The organism is Klebsiella sp. 141162 (assembly GCF_050600755.1).
Taxonomy (GTDB): Bacteria; Pseudomonadota; Gammaproteobacteria; order Enterobacterales; family Enterobacteriaceae; genus Klebsiella; species Klebsiella aerogenes.
The window spans coordinates 147,541-162,753 of sequence record NZ_JAQIRI010000004.1; the positions used below are offsets into that span (position 1 = coordinate 147,541).

The 15,213-nt window shown below is 56.5% G+C and carries 12 protein-coding genes and 2 tRNA genes; 5 read left to right on the forward strand and 9 right to left on the reverse strand.

Annotation, left to right across the window (positions count from 1 at the left end; translation table 11 throughout):
- Positions 1-43: 43 nt before the first annotated feature.
- From frdD to frdA, 4 genes are read right to left on the reverse strand one after another with little or no spacing between them, the layout of a single operon-like run.
- Entirely contained in the window at positions 44-403 is a 360-nt protein-coding gene (frdD, locus tag PGR23_RS14370) for a fumarate reductase subunit FrdD (RefSeq protein ID WP_015368650.1), read from the reverse strand.
- A 10-nt stretch (positions 404-413) separates the two neighbouring features.
- Positions 414-809, reverse strand: coding sequence for a fumarate reductase subunit FrdC (gene frdC, locus PGR23_RS14375; RefSeq protein ID WP_045396402.1), 396 nt, complete (start codon positions 807-809; stop codon positions 414-416).
- Between the two features lie 10 nt (positions 810-819).
- On the reverse strand, positions 820-1,554 hold the full coding sequence (frdB, locus tag PGR23_RS14380) for a fumarate reductase iron-sulfur protein (RefSeq protein WP_045362546.1): 735 nt from the start codon (positions 1,552-1,554) through the stop codon (positions 820-822).
- Positions 1,547-3,337 (reverse strand): fumarate reductase (quinol) flavoprotein subunit, encoded by a 1,791-nt coding sequence (frdA, locus tag PGR23_RS14385; protein WP_032713498.1) that lies wholly within the window; start codon positions 3,335-3,337, stop codon positions 1,547-1,549. Before frdA ends, frdB begins: the two co-directional genes overlap by 8 nt.
- Before the next feature lie 277 nt (positions 3,338-3,614).
- On the opposite strand from frdA, the gene epmA reads away from it, so the two are divergent.
- Together epmA and yjeM are read left to right on the forward strand one after the other, a co-directional pair.
- Entirely contained in the window at positions 3,615-4,592 is a 978-nt protein-coding gene (epmA, locus tag PGR23_RS14390) for an elongation factor P--(R)-beta-lysine ligase (protein WP_045380118.1), read from the forward strand.
- Positions 4,593-4,794: 202 nt separating this feature from the next.
- Positions 4,795-6,297 carry a glutamate/gamma-aminobutyrate family transporter YjeM gene (gene yjeM, locus PGR23_RS14395; protein WP_396280007.1) on the forward strand — a complete coding sequence of 501 codons (1,503 nt, stop codon included), beginning with the start codon at positions 4,795-4,797 and terminating at the stop codon, positions 6,295-6,297.
- Between the two features lie 43 nt (positions 6,298-6,340).
- Here yjeM and mscM read toward each other — a convergent pair whose 3' ends face one another.
- The 3 genes from mscM to rsgA all read right to left on the reverse strand — a co-directional run bounded on the left by mscM (position 6,341) and on the right by rsgA (position 11,866).
- The gene (mscM, locus tag PGR23_RS14400; RefSeq protein ID WP_047050409.1) at positions 6,341-9,667 is read right to left on the reverse strand and encodes a miniconductance mechanosensitive channel MscM; all 3,327 of its coding nucleotides are present in this window, start codon (positions 9,665-9,667) and stop codon (positions 6,341-6,343) included.
- 24 nt (positions 9,668-9,691) lie between these two features.
- On the reverse strand, positions 9,692-10,654 hold the full coding sequence (gene asd / locus PGR23_RS14405; protein ID WP_063414415.1) for an archaetidylserine decarboxylase: 963 nt from the start codon (positions 10,652-10,654) through the stop codon (positions 9,692-9,694).
- Positions 10,655-10,804: 150 nt separating this feature from the next.
- Positions 10,805-11,866: a small ribosomal subunit biogenesis GTPase RsgA gene (gene rsgA, locus PGR23_RS14410; protein ID WP_015368642.1), complete on the reverse strand. Its 1,062-nt coding sequence runs from the start codon at positions 11,864-11,866 to the stop codon at positions 10,805-10,807.
- A gap of 94 nt (positions 11,867-11,960) precedes the next feature.
- Here rsgA and orn point away from each other — a divergent pair, with 94 nt between their 5' ends.
- Positions 11,961-12,506 carry an oligoribonuclease gene (orn, locus tag PGR23_RS14415; RefSeq protein WP_015704162.1) on the forward strand — a complete coding sequence of 182 codons (546 nt, stop codon included), beginning with the start codon at positions 11,961-11,963 and terminating at the stop codon, positions 12,504-12,506.
- A gap of 41 nt (positions 12,507-12,547) precedes the next feature.
- On the opposite strand, the gene PGR23_RS14420 is transcribed toward orn, so the two are convergent.
- Complete coding sequence (locus PGR23_RS14420; protein WP_315712891.1) at positions 12,548-13,279, reverse strand: arginine ABC transporter substrate-binding protein; 732 nt, start codon at positions 13,277-13,279, stop codon at positions 12,548-12,550.
- Between the two features lie 292 nt (positions 13,280-13,571).
- Between PGR23_RS14420 and PGR23_RS14425 the strand changes: the two genes are divergently transcribed.
- Together PGR23_RS14425 and PGR23_RS14430 are read left to right on the forward strand one after the other, a co-directional pair.
- Positions 13,572-13,647, forward strand: a tRNA-Gly gene (locus PGR23_RS14425).
- A gap of 71 nt (positions 13,648-13,718) precedes the next feature.
- A tRNA-Gly gene (locus PGR23_RS14430) sits at positions 13,719-13,794 on the forward strand.
- Positions 13,795-14,064: 270 nt separating this feature from the next.
- Here PGR23_RS14430 and queG read toward each other — a convergent pair.
- On the reverse strand, positions 14,065-15,204 hold the full coding sequence (gene queG, locus PGR23_RS14435) for a tRNA epoxyqueuosine(34) reductase QueG (RefSeq protein ID WP_396280005.1): 1,140 nt from the start codon (positions 15,202-15,204) through the stop codon (positions 14,065-14,067).
- Between the last annotated feature and the right edge of the window lie 9 nt (positions 15,205-15,213).

Genomic DNA, 15,213 nt, shown 5'->3' on the forward strand with positions numbered 1-15,213 from the left:
TAAGCGAGCCCGGTAACAGATTGCTACCGGGCGAGATGTTGCATCAGATAAATAACACGCCGACCAGGGTGACGACGGTTAAAATCGCCGCCAGGCCATAGAAGACCCATTTGCCGTTCGGCACGTGGATTTTCAGGTCATGCATCGCATGGTGGATACGGTGCAGGCCGCACCACAGCGGCAGAACAATCATCAGGAAGATAAAGAGGCGACCGATGAAGCTATGGGCGAAGGCGTAAACGCGTTCGTAGCTGAAAGCATCGCCAGGCGCGAGCCCCAGCGGCAGTAGAATGCCGACCAGCAGCACCATCACCGGCGCGATAATCGCCCCCCACATACCGCCTGCGCCAAATAGCCCCCAGAACACCGGTTCATCGGAACGTTTTGGATTGGGATTAATCATATCAGCCTCCTTACCAGAACAACGCGACAAACAGGATCACGATGCTGACCAGCGCCGTAACCGCCCACAGCCCTTTAATCAGCGGCTCAGGCCCCATTTTCTCGCCTTTAACAATGATGTTGGCGGCTTTCGGCGCCAGCTCAAACCAGGTTTTGGTGTGCAGCAGCGCGGCTGCGAGGGTGATCAGGTTGAGGATCACCACAATCGGGTTTTGCAGGAAGGCCACATAGCCATCCCAGCTTTCGGCGCCGTGCTTGAGGGCGAACAAGCCGTAAATTAGCACGATGCTGAACCAGACCGTCGGCACCGCCGTCCCTTCACGCAGCATATAGAAGCGATAAAACGGCAGCTTCTTCCACCAGGTGGAGGTCATGGGCCGCACGTAGGGTTTGCGTTTAGTCGTCATAGTGCACTCCTTAGCGTGGTTTCAGGGTGGCGATCAGGAAGTCTTTCGAACTTTCTACCTTACCCTGCTGAATGGCGGCCGCCGGGTCGACATGCTTCGGACAAACTTCGGAGCAGAAGCCAACGAAAGTACAGCTCCACACGCCGTTCTGGCCGTTGAGCTGCGCCATACGTTCCTTTTTGCCGTGGTCGCGGCTGTCTTCGTTGTAACGATGGGCGAGGGTGATCGCCGCCGGGCCAATGAACTCCGGATTCAGACCAAACTGCGGACAGGCGGCATAGCACAGACCGCAGTTGATGCAGCCGGAGAACTGATGGTATTTCGCCATCTGCGCCGGAGTTTGTTTATTTGGCCCCTGATCCGGCGTGCGGTTATTTCCGATGATATACGGCTTAATCGCTTCCAGGCTTTCGATAAAGTGGGTCATATCGACCACCAGATCGCGCTCAATCGGGAAGTTGGCCAGCGCTTCGACCTTCAACCCTTTGGTATAATCGCGCAGGAAGGTTTTACAGGCCAGTTTGGGCACCTTGTTGACCATCATGCCGCAGGAGCCGCAGATCGCCATGCGGCACGACCAGCGGTAGCTTAAATCCGGCGCAAGGTTATCTTTGATATAGCCCAGCGCGTCGAGCAGCGAGGTTTGTTCGTCGTAGGGGACTTCATAGAAAGCGCTGTGCGGCGCGGTGTCGACTTCCGGGTTGTAGCGCACCACTTCAACTTTCAGTTTGTTCATCTCAGCCATGGGTCGTCTCCTTCTTCTCAGCGGCTTCCGCTTCGGCGCCATAGACGCGTTTAGCAGGCGGCAGAGTGGTAATCTTCACATCGCCATACTCCAGGCGCGTGCTGCCGTCGGCCTCACGGAAGGCGAGCGTATGCTTGAGGAAATTGACGTCGTCGCGTTCAGTGCAGCCTTCATCGAGGCGCTGGTGGGCGCCGCGTGACTCTTTACGCGCGATAGCGGAGTGCGCCATACATTCGGCGACGTTGAGACCATGGCCCAGCTCAATGGTGTAGAGCAGGTCGGTATTAAACACGCTGGAGGTGTCGGTGATACGCACGCGCTTAAAGCGCTCCTGCAGCTCGGCCAGCTTATCGATGGTTTTCTGCATCAGCTCCGGCGTGCGATAGATACCGCAGCCTTCTTCCATCGACATACCCATTTCATCGCGGATTTTGGCCCAGTTTTCATTGCCCTGCTGGTTAACGAGATCTTTAAGACGGTTTTCAACGTCGTTGACCTGCGCATCCAGCGCCGCGTTGTTGGCTTCGCCCGCGGCCATTGCGCGCTGCATGGCTTGCTCACCGGCAAGGCGGCCAAAGACCACCAGCTCGGCGAGCGAGTTGGATCCCAGACGGTTGGCGCCATGGAGACCGACGGAGGAACATTCTCCGACGGCGAACAGGCCCTTGATGCGGGTTTCGCACTGTTGGTCAGTTTCGATGCCTCCCATCGTGTAGTGGGCGGTCGGGCGCACCGGAATGGGCTCTTTCACCGGATCGACGCCAACATAGGCTTTCGCCAGTTCGCAGATGAACGGTAGGCGTTCAAGCAGTTTCTTCTCGCCGAGATGACGCAGGTCGAGATAAACCACGTCGCCGCGCGGCGTCGGAATGGTGTTGCCTTTGCGCCACTCGTGCCAGAAGGCTTGAGAAACTTTATCGCGCGGGCCGAGTTCCATGTATTTGTTTTTCGGCTCGCCGAGCGGCGTTTCCGGCCCCATGCCGTAATCCTGCAGGTAGCGATAGCCGTTCTTATTCACCAGAATACCGCCTTCGCCGCGGCAGCCTTCGGTCATCAGGATCCCCGAGCCCGGCAGGCCGGTTGGGTGATACTGGACGAACTCCATGTCGCGCAGCGGGACGCCGTGGCCCAGCGCCATGCCCATGCCATCGCCGGTGACGATGCCGCCGTTGGTGTTATAGCGATAGACGCGGCCAGCGCCGCCGGTAGCCATGACGACCGCATTGGCGCGAATTTGCACCAGCGTGCCTTCCATCATATTCATTGCCACCAGGCCGCGGGCCTGGCCGTCATCGACCAGAATATCCAGCACGAAGTGCTCGTCGAAACGTTGAATTTGCGGGAACTGGAGGGAGGTCTGGAAGAGGGTATGCAGCATATGGAAGCCGGTTTTATCGGCGGCGAACCATGTACGTTCGATTTTCATCCCGCCGAAGCGGCGAACGTTGACGCTGCCGTCCGGGCGGCGGCTCCACGGGCAGCCCCACAGCTCAAGCTGGGTCATTTCCGTGGGGCAGTGGTGTACGAAATAGTCTACGACATCCTGTTCACAGAGCCAGTCGCCGCCGGCGACGGTGTCGTGAAAATGGTATTCAAAGCTATCGTGATCCTGCGCGACCGCCGCAGAACCGCCTTCAGCGGCGACGGTATGGCTACGCATTGGATAGACTTTTGAAATCAGTGCGATTTTGGCTTTTGGATTAGCCTGCGCAGCGGCGATGGCTGCGCGAAGACCTGCTCCGCCTGCGCCAATGACGACAAGATCGGCTTGAAAAGTTTGCACGACATTCCTCCAGTTTTTGTGTATTTCGCCGCCGGGCTGGCGAAAAAGTATCACTGCTCCTTTATAGGTAAATGAGTATAGCCATAGGGATGTTGGGGAAAATTGACGCGTTCGATTTTTTTATCAATCCGTGCGCTGATTTATCAATTTTATTTATGCAATTAAGTTAGCAATAAATTATCAGGATGTAATATCGCCGCCGGATTGCACAAAATTTGTTTCACTCGACGGTTGCGAGTAGACTTCGTGCCCTTGTATGAAATCGGAGAAAAGTACCATGAGCGAGACGGCAACCTGGCAGCCGAGCGCATCCATTCCAAATCTGTTAAAACGTGCGGCTGTAATGGCGGAAATTCGCCGTTTCTTTACCGACCGCGGCGTGCTGGAGGTGGAAACGCCTTGTATGAGTCAGGCAACGGTGACCGATATCCACATGTTCCCGTTTGAAACCCGTTTCGTCGGCCCCGGCCACTCTCAGGGTCTGAATCTGTATCTGATGACCAGCCCGGAATACCACATGAAGCGGCTGCTGGCCGCCGGGTGCGGGCCGGTATTTCAGCTGTGCCGAAGCTTTCGCAATGAAGAGATGGGCCGCCACCACAATCCAGAGTTCACCATGCTGGAGTGGTACCGTCCGTGCTACGACATGTACCGTCTGATTAACGAAGTTGACGATTTACTGCAGCAGGTGCTCGAGTGCCAACCCGCGGAAAGCCTCTCTTATCAACAGGCCTTCCAGCGCTATCTGGAGATCGATCCGCTGTCGGCGGACAAAACCCAGCTGCGTGAAGTGGCGGCAAAACTCGATCTCAGTAATATCGCTGATACGGAAGAAGATCGCGATACGTTGCTGCAGCTGCTGTTCACCATGGGCGTAGAGCCGCACATCGGTAAAGAACGTCCGACTTTCGTCTATCACTTCCCGGCAAGCCAGGCTTCGTTGGCGCAGATCAGCACCGAAGATCACCGCGTCGCCGAACGCTTTGAGGTCTACTACAAGGGGATGGAGCTGGCGAACGGTTTCCATGAACTAACCGACGCGCGCGAACAACAGCAGCGTTTTGAGCAGGACAACCGCAAACGTGCGGCCCGCGGCCTGCCGGAGCAGCCCATCGACTATAACCTGTTGGCCGCGCTGGAAGCCGGCCTGCCGGATTGTTCCGGCGTCGCGCTGGGCGTAGACCGCCTAGTGATGCTGGCACTGGGGGTAGAGACCATCGGCGAAGTGATCTCGTTCACCGTCGATCGCGCCTGATTAACTGCGCTTCCCTTTCATGAGGAGAGGGAAGCCGTTTCCCGCCGTTAGCGTTATCCCCTTCATTCAAAGATTTTTACAGTTCTCCCGACTGCATTAGCCCTAATAACCACAATTTCAAACTGGAATATTGCTAGGATCCGCGTTCTATTTCTGCTTACCTGGCGACGTCGTTCGGCGACGCTCACGTTTGGATCGGTTTATGCCTCAACAAATCAAGAAGATGAGCCTGATTGGGCTGATATTAATGATCTTCACTTCGGTGTTTGGCTTTGCCAATAGCCCTTCGGCGTTTTATCTGATGGGTTATAGCGCGATGCCGTTTTATCTTTTCTCAGCGCTGTTTTTCTTTATTCCTTTCGCCTTAATGATGGCGGAGATGGGCTCGGCCTATCGTAAGGAAGAGGGCGGGATCTATTCGTGGATGAATCGTAGCGTCGGGCCGCGCTTTGCATTTATTGGCACCTTTATGTGGTTTTCATCCTATGTGGTGTGGATGGTCAGCACCGCGGCGAAAATTTGGGTCCCGTTTTCGACTTTTCTGTTCGGCGCGGATAAAACTCAGAGCTGGGCTTTTGCCGGCTTAACCTCGACGCAAACCGTCGGCGTGCTGGCCGCCTGCTGGATGGTGCTGGTGACGCTGGTGGCGGCGAAAGGGATAAATAAGATTGCCAAAATTACCGCCGTCGGCGGCATCGCGGTGATGTGCCTGAATCTGGTACTGCTGCTGGTGAGCGGGGCGATTCTGCTACTGAACGGCGGCCATTTCGCCCAGCCGCTGGATTTCACCGCGTCGCCGAATCCAGGATATCAATCGGGTCTGGCGATGCTGTCTTTCGTGGTGTTCGCCATTTTCGCCTATGGTGGGATTGAAGCGGTCGGCGGGCTGGTGGATAAAACCGAGAAGCCGGAAAAGAACTTTGCCAAAGGCATTATTATCGCCGCGCTGGTGATTTCGATCGGCTACTCGCTGGCCATCGTGCTGTGGGGCGTCAGCGCCAACTGGCAGCAGGTATTGAGCAACCACAGTACCAACCTCGGCAATATCACCTATGTGTTGATGACCAGCCTTGGCGCAACGCTTGGACAAGCGCTGCATCTGTCGCCGCAGGCGGCGGCGCTGACCGGCGTATGGTTTGCGCGCATTACCGGGTTGTCGATGTTCCTCGCCTATACCGGCGCATTCTTCACCCTGAGCTATTCACCGCTGAAGGCGATTATTCAGGGGACGCCGAAAGCGCTGTGGCCGACGATGATGACCAAAGTCAACGCCAATGGTATGCCGGCTAACGCCATGTGGCTGCAATGCCTGCTGGTGAGTCTGTTTATTCTGCTGGTCTCTTTCGGCGGCGATACCGCCTCGGCGTTTTATAACAAGCTTACGCTGATGGCTAACGTCTCGATGACCTTGCCGTATCTGTTCCTGGCAATCGCGTTTCCGTTCTTTAAGGCCAAAGCTGGCCTCGATCGCCCCTTTGTGATGTTTAAAAGCCGGGTGAGTACGCTGCTGGCAACGATGGTTGTGGTGCTGGTGGTAGCGTTCGCCAATATCTTCACCGTTATTCAGCCGGTGATGGATTCCGGTGACTGGAACAGTACGCTATGGATGGTCGGCGGGCCGATTTTCTTCTCGCTGTTGGCATTAGGGATCTACGAGAACTATCGTCAGAGAACGGCGGTACAGGTAGCCCTGGCGGAGGGTTAAGAAAGAGAATGCCCGGTGAATCGCTCACCGGGCTAGTTAGTGCTTACAAACTTCCTGGGGTACGGCTGCTTTTACCCGCTGAGTTCAGCGGCTGACTGCTGCGCAGACCATCCAGGCTTTCCAGACGCATCTGGAACGGTGGGAACGGCATGTCGATGCCGTGCGCGCGGTAACCGGCAAGAATCAGTTGATGCAGCTCATGACGCAGCGGCATACGGTGGCCCATCTCGGCGGCGTAAATACGCAGCTCGAAAATCTGAATCCCCTGCTGCAGGTCAACGAGAAACGCTTCCGGCGCCGGGGTATCAATCACCAGCGAGCAGCGATGAGCGGCGGTCAACAGAATCTGTGTGACCTCTTCCGTATTGGCCTCCGCGGGCGCCGGGATAGTCAACACCACACGGGTGACCGAATCCGACAGCGACCAGTTGATGAACTGTTCGGTGATGAACGCTTTGTTCGGCACGATGATTTCTTTACGGTCCCAGTCGCTGATGGTGGTGGCGCGGGTATTTATTTTCGTCACGCTACCGGTCAGGCTACGGATAGTGACCGTATCGCCGATACGGATCGGTTTCTCAAACAGGATAATCAGGCCGGAGATAAAGTTGGCGAAGATTTCCTGTAGACCAAAACCTAGACCGACGCTGAGCGCCGCCACCAGCCACTGCAGTTTCGACCACTCAATACCAATCATCGAGAAGCCAACCAGTCCGCCGATCAGCATCAACAGATATTTGGTGATGGTGGTGATGGCGTAGCCGGTACCCGGCGTCAAATCCAGATGTTGCAGAATCGCCAGTTCCAGCAGCGCCGGGAGATTGCGCACCAGCTGGGTGGTGATAATCAGCACCAGAATGGCGATCAATACCGCGCCGAGGGTAATGGGCTCAAGACTTTCGACGCCCTGTACCGTGGAGGTCACGTCCCACAGCGAGATATTTTCGAGGAAGCCGAATGCCGAGTGAATTTCCGACCACAGGATAATCACCGACAGCAGGGCTATCAGCATCAGCAGCGAACGGACCAGGCGCAGGGACTGGGTACTGATGGCGTCGAGGTCGACTTCGCTGACTTCCGCTTCGACCGAGCCTTCGGTGCTGGTGGAGTGGGCGGTATCTTCTTCGCCGCGGGCGCGCTGGGCGAGGATTTCCGCCCGGCGGTGTTTGGCGCGATCGAAGGCCAGACGCCGACGCTGAATCAGCATCCAACGGCGGATGATATGGTAGACCACCAACAGCAGGAACCAGATGGCAACCGAGGTTTCCAGTCGCGCCAGTAGCGCCTGCGAGGTAGCAAGATAGCCCACTGCCGCCGCCAGCATCGCGATCAGCGGCGCGCCGAGCAGCAGGTTCCACAGCAGACGGTTCACCATGTTCTCGCCGTCGCCCGCTTTATCAAGATACAGCGGGATCCCGGCGTGCTTCAGGCTCAAGGTAACCAGCGCCAGCGCGCCGCATATCAGCATGAAGCACAGGCGGCCCAGAGAGGCCGAGAATTCACGGTCGTTGAGATTATCGAACATGATCAGCGCCATAATCAGCGGTACGATCAACCCGATGCTCATCAGGTAGTAACGCATGGCTTTGGCGACGCGGTTGCGCGGCCAGCCGAAGTGGGCGATGAACAATCCATTCGGCCGGGCGAAGGTGGCGCAAATCATCACCACCCATAGTAGCGGCACGGTGGCGGTCACGCCGTCGCCAATGGCGACCGCCAGCGGGAAGGGCCAGGCCGCCTGCAATCCATAGCCGAGCGTCATCCACAATACCGGCAGCGGAGATGCCACCAGAATTGACCAGAACACGGTGCGCAGCGTCAGCCAGAAGTGATCCTGAGTCACCTTTCCAATCCGCGCGCTGGAGCGCTCAAGGAAGCGGGTAAAGTGGCGGCGCGAATAGATACTGAAGCCCACCAGCACCAGCGCGCCAAACAGCGGGAACAGCGTCTCTTTGCTGGTCAGCATCATGACGCTGGCCTTGCCGAGCTGGTTGATGGTATCAAGCGAGATCAGACGACGCAGATCCTGCACCACTTCCAGCGGCCAGGAGAAGCCAATCGGGCTGACGTCCGAGGTCCAGAACAGATAGCGGTGGGTTGCTTCATTAATCTCTTTCAGCGCGTCTTCTAACTGGCCGTTGGCGACCTTCAGTTTCGTCAGTTCGAGCAGCAGGGTATCGCCGCCGCGCAGCAGCGAGTTAAGCAGCTCGCTCTGGGTACGCAGCTGCGCCTGCAGGATGCGGTTTTGTTCCGCGGTAAGCGGTTCGCCGTCGGCCTGGCGAATCAGCCGTAGCTGCGCCTGCTTGCTGAGCAGGTCTTCGTAATGCAAGCGCTGCACGCGCAACTGGGCCGTTTCAGTATCCAGTTGCTGCGGGCGCGGGCGCTCCGGCAGACGGGCGACCTGGGCGCGAAGCGCTTCGCCGAGTAGATTCGATGATCCCAGCCACTGCGACTGTTCGCGTAGGGTGTTCAGCGCCTGGCGCACCTGGAGCGTTTGATTGGTTGCCTGCCGCTGCTGCGAGGCCACCAGATCAAGGCGCTGGACCTGCTGGTTGAGCGCCTGCGATAGCTCGCGGTTAATTTTGAACTGGTCGATGATCCCCGGCGGCAGGTTTTCGCTGTTTTCCGCCAACAGCTCGGTACTCTCCAGCGCCTTTTCCGCTTCGCGTTGGCGCTGGCTGTTCTGCTGATTGCGCAGCGCCTGCAGGTAGGCATCGAGTTGTTCGCTCTGTTTCTGCGCCAGCTCAGAGCGGATGCGCGACAGCTCCTGGCGGTTGTTAGCGGAGAGTTGGGCCAGATCCAGCTCGTCGACCAGCGCTTTCAGACGCGCGGATTCCGCCTGCAGGCCGAGATTTTGCGCCTGCGCCAGCGGCGTATTGCCGGGCTGCGCGCCGACGCGGCGTTCAATTTCGTTAAGCTTGCGGCGGGCGTCGGTTTGCTGTTGAGGCAATTGGTTGAGAGAGTCGGCAATTTCCCGCGCCCGATCCTGCTCCTGCTGCGCCTGGCGGCTGGCTTCCAGAAGCTGGCTGCTGACCTGCAGGATCTCCTGATTCAGCGCGTCGGCGGTGAGGGCGGTAGGTACCTGGTGCGGCGTTTCGCTGACATTCGCTAACTGGGTGCGGAGAGTTTGAAACAGTTTGGGGAAATTATCGATGACATCCTGGTACTGGCGAGCACGCTCAACGGAGGCATTGCGCTCTTCCAGCGCATTCAACGCGGCTTGCAGGACCTCAACGGTTTCAGGCTGGGCGGGTTTCGCCGCCTTCGCCTGTTCCAGTTCCTGGGTGATTTGTTTGACGTCCGGGGCCGTCGCTGCGTACGCCCCGAAGCTGAGGCTCAAGGCCAACAGAAAAGTGTATATCAGGCGCACGGCGTAACCCTTTGTCGTCAGGAATTAACCTTCGTCTTGTTTGTCGTCAACCAGCGGGCTGGCGCGATGTTCGGCGCGGATCTCTTCTTCCGGCAACGGCGCAGGTTCCGCGGATATGTCCGCTTCTACGGCCGCCGCCAGCGGTTCGCCGATTTTGGTGACTGACAGGCTTTGCAGCTGTTCAACCAGCTTCACCTGGCCTGGCGCAAACAGGTTAATTACCGTTGAGCCCAGCTTAAAGCGCCCCATCTCCTGACCCTTCAACAGCGCAACGGAGCCTTCGCTTTCGCCCGCAGGCCAGGTCCAGCGCTTGATAATGCCTTCGCGCGGCGGCGTCACGGTGCCGGACCAGACGGTCTCGATGCTGCCAACAATCGTTGCGCCCACCAGAATCTGCGCCATTGGACCGAATTCAGTATCGAACAGGCAGATGACGCGCTCGTTGCGGGCAAACAGGTTCGGTACGTTTTGCGCCGTCAGGTGGTTGACCGAGAACAGATCGCCCGGAACGTAGATCATCTCGCGCAGGATGCCGTTGCACGGCATATGCACGCGGTGATAATCGCGCGGTGACAGGTAGGTGGTGGCGAAGCTACCGTTACGGAACAGGTCGGCCATCTGGTAGTTACCTGCCAGCAGGGCCTCCAGGGTGTAATTGTGGCCTTTGGCCTGCAGAATTTTGTCATCTTCGATAGCGCCAAGCTGGCTGATAACGCCGTCAGCCGGCATCACCAGTACGTTGGGATCGGTGTTGAGCGGGCGAACGTCATCACGCAGCGGGCGGACGAAGAAGTCGTTGAAGGTGCGGTAAGCGGCGGTATCCGGCTTCTGCGCCTCTTTCATATCGACCTTGTAGTATTTGACGAACAGATCGATAACCAGTTTAGTCAGCCAGCCTGCTCGTTTACTTGCCCCCCAGCCTGCGAGGCGGGTGAGCCACAGTTTAGGCAGAATGTATTGCAGTGAGAGTTTAAACGAGTTTAACAAGGTAGCCTCCAGGCCGTTAATTGTCGTTCCTGACCCCGCTTTGGCGCGGGGTACTGAAAAGGGGGACGATTCTATACGTAAACTTCAGCGAATTGTATCCGCGCCGTCTTGCTGGCAAAGCGAGTACGTATAGCGACGACAGCTTAAATGTCAGTCGTCGGTTGATGAAAAGCTTTTACGCGTTTTTACCTGCACCTGTTCCATACTTTCCAGGATGCGGTGATAGTTGGCGAAACGGCTTTCGGCGATAGCGCCTTTTTCTACCGCTTCGCGAATGGCGCAACCTGGGTCGGTGTCGTGCTTGCAGTCGCGATACTTGCAATGGCCTAAATAATCATGGAATTCGACAAAGCCGTTGGTGATTTGTTCCGCGTCAAGATGCCACAGCCCGAACTCGCGCACGCCCGGGGAGTCGATCACATCGCCGCCGTGCGGGAAGTGATAAAGACGCGCGGCGGTGGTGGTGTGCTGGCCGAGCCCTGACACATCGGAGACGTCGTTCGTCAGGATTTGCTCATCCCGCAGTCCCAGCAGCGTGTTCAGCAGGCTGGATTTACCCACCCCGGACTGGCCGGCAAAGATGCTGATGCGCCCGGTCAGCGCCTCTTCAAGCGGCTTCAGGCCGTCCTGAGTATGGCTGGATACCATCAATACCGGATAACCGATCTGGCGATAGATATCCATCTGCTCGTTGACGAAGGCCATGCCGTCATCGTCCAGCAGGTCTATCTTATTCAGTACCAGTAACGGTTCGATATTCTGCGCTTCGCAGGCCACCAGATAGCGATCGATAATATTGAGCGACAGTTCGGGTAAAATGGCCGAAACCACGACGATTTGGTCGATATTTGCCGCGATAGGCTTCACGCCGTCGTAAAAGTCCGGGCGCGTTAACACCGAGGCGCGTTCATGTACCGCTTCGACGATACCTTTGACGTTGACCCCGTCGGCGGCGTCTTTACCTGGCCGCCAGACCACGCGGTCGCCGGTCACCAGGGAACGAATGGTCCGGCGAATGTTGCAGCGGTGGGTCGTGCCATCCGCGGATTCGACATCGGCATGCATACCAAAACGGCTGATGACGATACCTTCAGAAGGCTCGCCAAACAGGTTGTCATCGTAGTCGGCCTTCTCCGAAGTCGTTTTCAGGCGGCGCTGGTGGTTGGCCTTGACGCGGCGCTGCTGGCCTTTGGAGAGCTTATTTTTACTCAATCGAACTGGCTCCTGGTCGCCCTGATGGGGCAAAACCTCTATGATACACGCTATTTTAGATGAATATAGTCACGCAAGAAGGGTGGAAAATAGCATGAGTGCAGATGAAAACAACCTGATTTGGATCGATCTTGAGATGACGGGGCTGGATCCCGAGCGCGATCGCATTATCGAAATCGCCACCCTGGTCACCGACGCGAATCTTAATATTCTGGCAGAAGGCCCGACCATTGCCGTGCACCAGTCTGATGCTCAGCTGGCGCTAATGGACGAATGGAACGTGCGCACTCATACCGGCAGCGGGCTGGTCGATCGCGTGAAGGCCAGTACCGTGGGCGACCGCGAAGCGGAACTGGCCACTATTGAGTTTCTCAAGCAGTGGGTGCCGGCGGGAAAATCGCCAATTTGCGGCAACAGCATCGGTCAGGACCGCCGCTTCCTGTTCAAATATATGCCGGAACTGGAAGCTTACTTCCATTATCGCTATCTCGACGTCAGCACCCTGAAAGAGCTGGCGCGCCGTTGGAAGCCGGAAATCCTCGATGGCTTTAAAAAGCAGGGCACTCACCAGGCGATGGACGATATCCGCGAATCCGTCGCCGAACTGGCTTACTATCGCGAGCATTTTATTAAGCTCTGAAGCGTAAACGGGGCCGACATGGCCCCGTTCTTTTTGCTGCCTTACTTAAACCATTTCTGTTCCATCTGCCGGAACTCCGGCGACGCCTTCACGGCCTCCAGCGCGTCGTTAATCTGCTTAAGCAATTCCGGGTCGTCTTTGCGTACCGCGATCGCATATTGTTTGCCGTAGTAGGCCGGGTCGGTGGCGCGCTCTTTCATCTCGGCGTAATCAGGATTATCCGCCAGCCACTGGTCCATCGTCGCTAAATCGCCGATCGCGCCGTCGACTTCGCCGCTTTTCAACGCCGCCAGCGCGTCGCTATCGTTGCCAAAGGCGACGGTTTGAATGCCTTTTTGTTTATCGCGTAGATAACGCTGGTGGACGCTACCTTTGACGACGGCGAGCTTTTTACCCTGCAGGTCGGCAAACCCGTGGGCGGCGTCTTTTGCCGTGACTACCACTCCGGAGAGCTCCTGGCGATAAGGTTGGCTGAAGGCAACCTGCTTTTCACGCATCGGCAATACTTCAACGCCGGCAATAATAGCGTCGAACTTTTTAAAGCGTAGCGCCGGGATGAGGGTATCAAAGCGCTGCGGCGTGAATTTGCATTCCGCCTGCATCTGTTTACACAGCGCATTGGCCAAATCAATGTCAAAACCCGTAGGTTGACCTTTGCCTTTGACGGTCTCAAACGGCGGATTGGCGGTTGTGGTGCCAAAATGGAGCGTCTCGGCGGAAGCCGTTCCGATAATCGATGTGGTCAGCAGCAGGACGGAAAGCGCTTTTTTCATTCTGAATCCCTGATAGTCGTCATGGTGGACCTTTTCGCGGATAGCCACCGCGGTGTCATGCGGGCGATTTTGCGCCATTCGCGCGGGGGGAAAAAGATATTTTGCTAATTATGGCGGTTATTTATACAATTCAGTGGGCTGTGTGGCGAGAAAATGTCCATTCAAACAAAAAACGAAAAAAAGTGCTCGCCAGGGGGTTGCAGGTGAATCGAATTCTCGTATAATGCGCCTCCCGTAACGACGCAGAAATGCAAATTACGACGCCATCGAAATATGGCAAAAAAGCAGTAACGCGGGAATAGCTCAGTTGGTAGAGCACGACCTTGCCAAGGTCGGGGTCGCGAGTTCGAGTCTCGTTTCCCGCTCCAAAATTTGAAAGACACACCATACCAAAGCATAGTTTTCAGGTTACCAGCAGGTAAATTGGAAACCGATGTAAGCGGGAATAGCTCAGTTGGTAGAGCACGACCTTGCCAAGGTCGGGGTCGCGAGTTCGAGTCTCGTTTCCCGCTCCAAATTTCTTCCTTTATCCAATTTATCCACAGTGCGAAATCGCGCCGGGGATGATTTTCATTGCCTATCGCAAAATACTGTAAACAGAGTTATCCACAGGCTGTCGTTTGGCTGACTGCGCGACAAATGCTTCACTTTGTAAATAGTATTTTCGTATCTGATTGAAATTTAACATTTAAATTTCATTTCAAACTGTTAATTCGATCACTTGACGTACGTCTGCCCGTTGAAACGCAATGTGTTTTTGTTTTTATTCACAGCCTGTGAATGAATCAGGCGTCGCGCGGCAATCCTTTCTCGACCACCCGGACCAGGCGTAGTTTCTGCGGCAACTGCACTTCGACAACGTTGGCATTTCGCTTTTCGATCTGCTGCGCAACCGCCCATTCAATGTGTTCATCGAGAAGTGGGTGCTCACCTCGGCGACTTTCCAGCGCCGCCAGATTGGCTTCATTCCACGGGGCATTACCGATCGCGACGGCGATATTGCGTAGCCAGCGTAAGTGGCCGATACGGCGTATCGCCGACCCCTCGGTGACTTTCAGGAACCAGGCTTCGCTCCAGGCGAACAGCTCAATCAGCTGCGGCGCATGTAGCGCTTTACGCGGGCTGAAGTCCTCTTCATCGGTAAGCTGCGAAAAACGGTTCCACGGACAAATCAACTGGCAATCATCGCAGCCGTAAATACGGTTGCCGATCAGCGGACGAAATTCTTCCGGGATGGCGCCTTCCAGCTCGATGGTCAGATAAGAGATGCAGCGCCGCGCGTCGACGGTATAGGGCTCGACGATGGCGCCGGTCGGGCAGATAGTCATACAGGCGACACAGCGCCCGCACTCTTCGGCAACCGGCTGGTCTACCGGCAGCGGAAGATCGATGAGCAATTCGCCGAGGAAGAAAAACGATCCGGCGTCGCGGCTTAAGATAAGTGAGTGCTTACCTGTCCAGCCAAGCCCCGCTTTTTCAGCGATGGGCCGCTCCAGGATAGGCGCGGAATCGACAAACGGTCTAAAATTGAGCGAAGCACACTGTTCCTGAATCATCTCGCCAAGTTTTTTCAGGCGGTTACGTAGCAGCTTATGATAATCACGCCCCAGGGCATAACGGCTAACGTAACCCAGCGTGGGATCTTTCAGGGTGCTGGCGAAGGCAGCATTGGCGGGCAGATAGTTCATACGCACGCTAATCACGCGTAGCGTACCGGGCAGCAGTTCATGCGGCCGGGCGCGCATCATGCCGTGGCGAGCCATCCATTCCATTTCGCCATGGTATTGTTTATCCAGCCATGCCTGTAACTTAGGTTCGCTGGCGCTGAGATCGGTATCGGTAATACCAACCTGCTGGAAGCCAAGCTCGGTGCCCCATTGTTTGATTTGTTGCGCTAACTGATTGAGATCGAGGGGCTGTGACATGATGGACCA

What these genes read in the sequence shown, in the direction of transcription:
- epmA (WP_045380118.1), top strand. Translation starts at nt 3,615, where the DNA reads ATGAGCGAGACGGCAACCTGGCAGCCGAGCGCATCCATTCCAAATCTG.
- queG (WP_396280005.1), bottom strand. Translation starts at nt 15,204, where the DNA reads ATGTCACAGCCCCTCGATCTCAATCAGTTAGCGCAACAAATCAAACAA.
- yjeM (WP_396280007.1), top strand. Translation starts at nt 4,795, where the DNA reads ATGCCTCAACAAATCAAGAAGATGAGCCTGATTGGGCTGATATTAATG.
- PGR23_RS14420 (WP_315712891.1), bottom strand. Translation starts at nt 13,279, where the DNA reads ATGAAAAAAGCGCTTTCCGTCCTGCTGCTGACCACATCGATTATCGGA.
- frdC (WP_045396402.1), bottom strand. Translation starts at nt 809, where the DNA reads ATGACGACTAAACGCAAACCCTACGTGCGGCCCATGACCTCCACCTGG.
- orn (WP_015704162.1), top strand. Translation starts at nt 11,961, where the DNA reads ATGAGTGCAGATGAAAACAACCTGATTTGGATCGATCTTGAGATGACG.
- frdB (WP_045362546.1), bottom strand. Translation starts at nt 1,554, where the DNA reads ATGGCTGAGATGAACAAACTGAAAGTTGAAGTGGTGCGCTACAACCCG.
- frdD (WP_015368650.1), bottom strand. Translation starts at nt 403, where the DNA reads ATGATTAATCCCAATCCAAAACGTTCCGATGAACCGGTGTTCTGGGGG.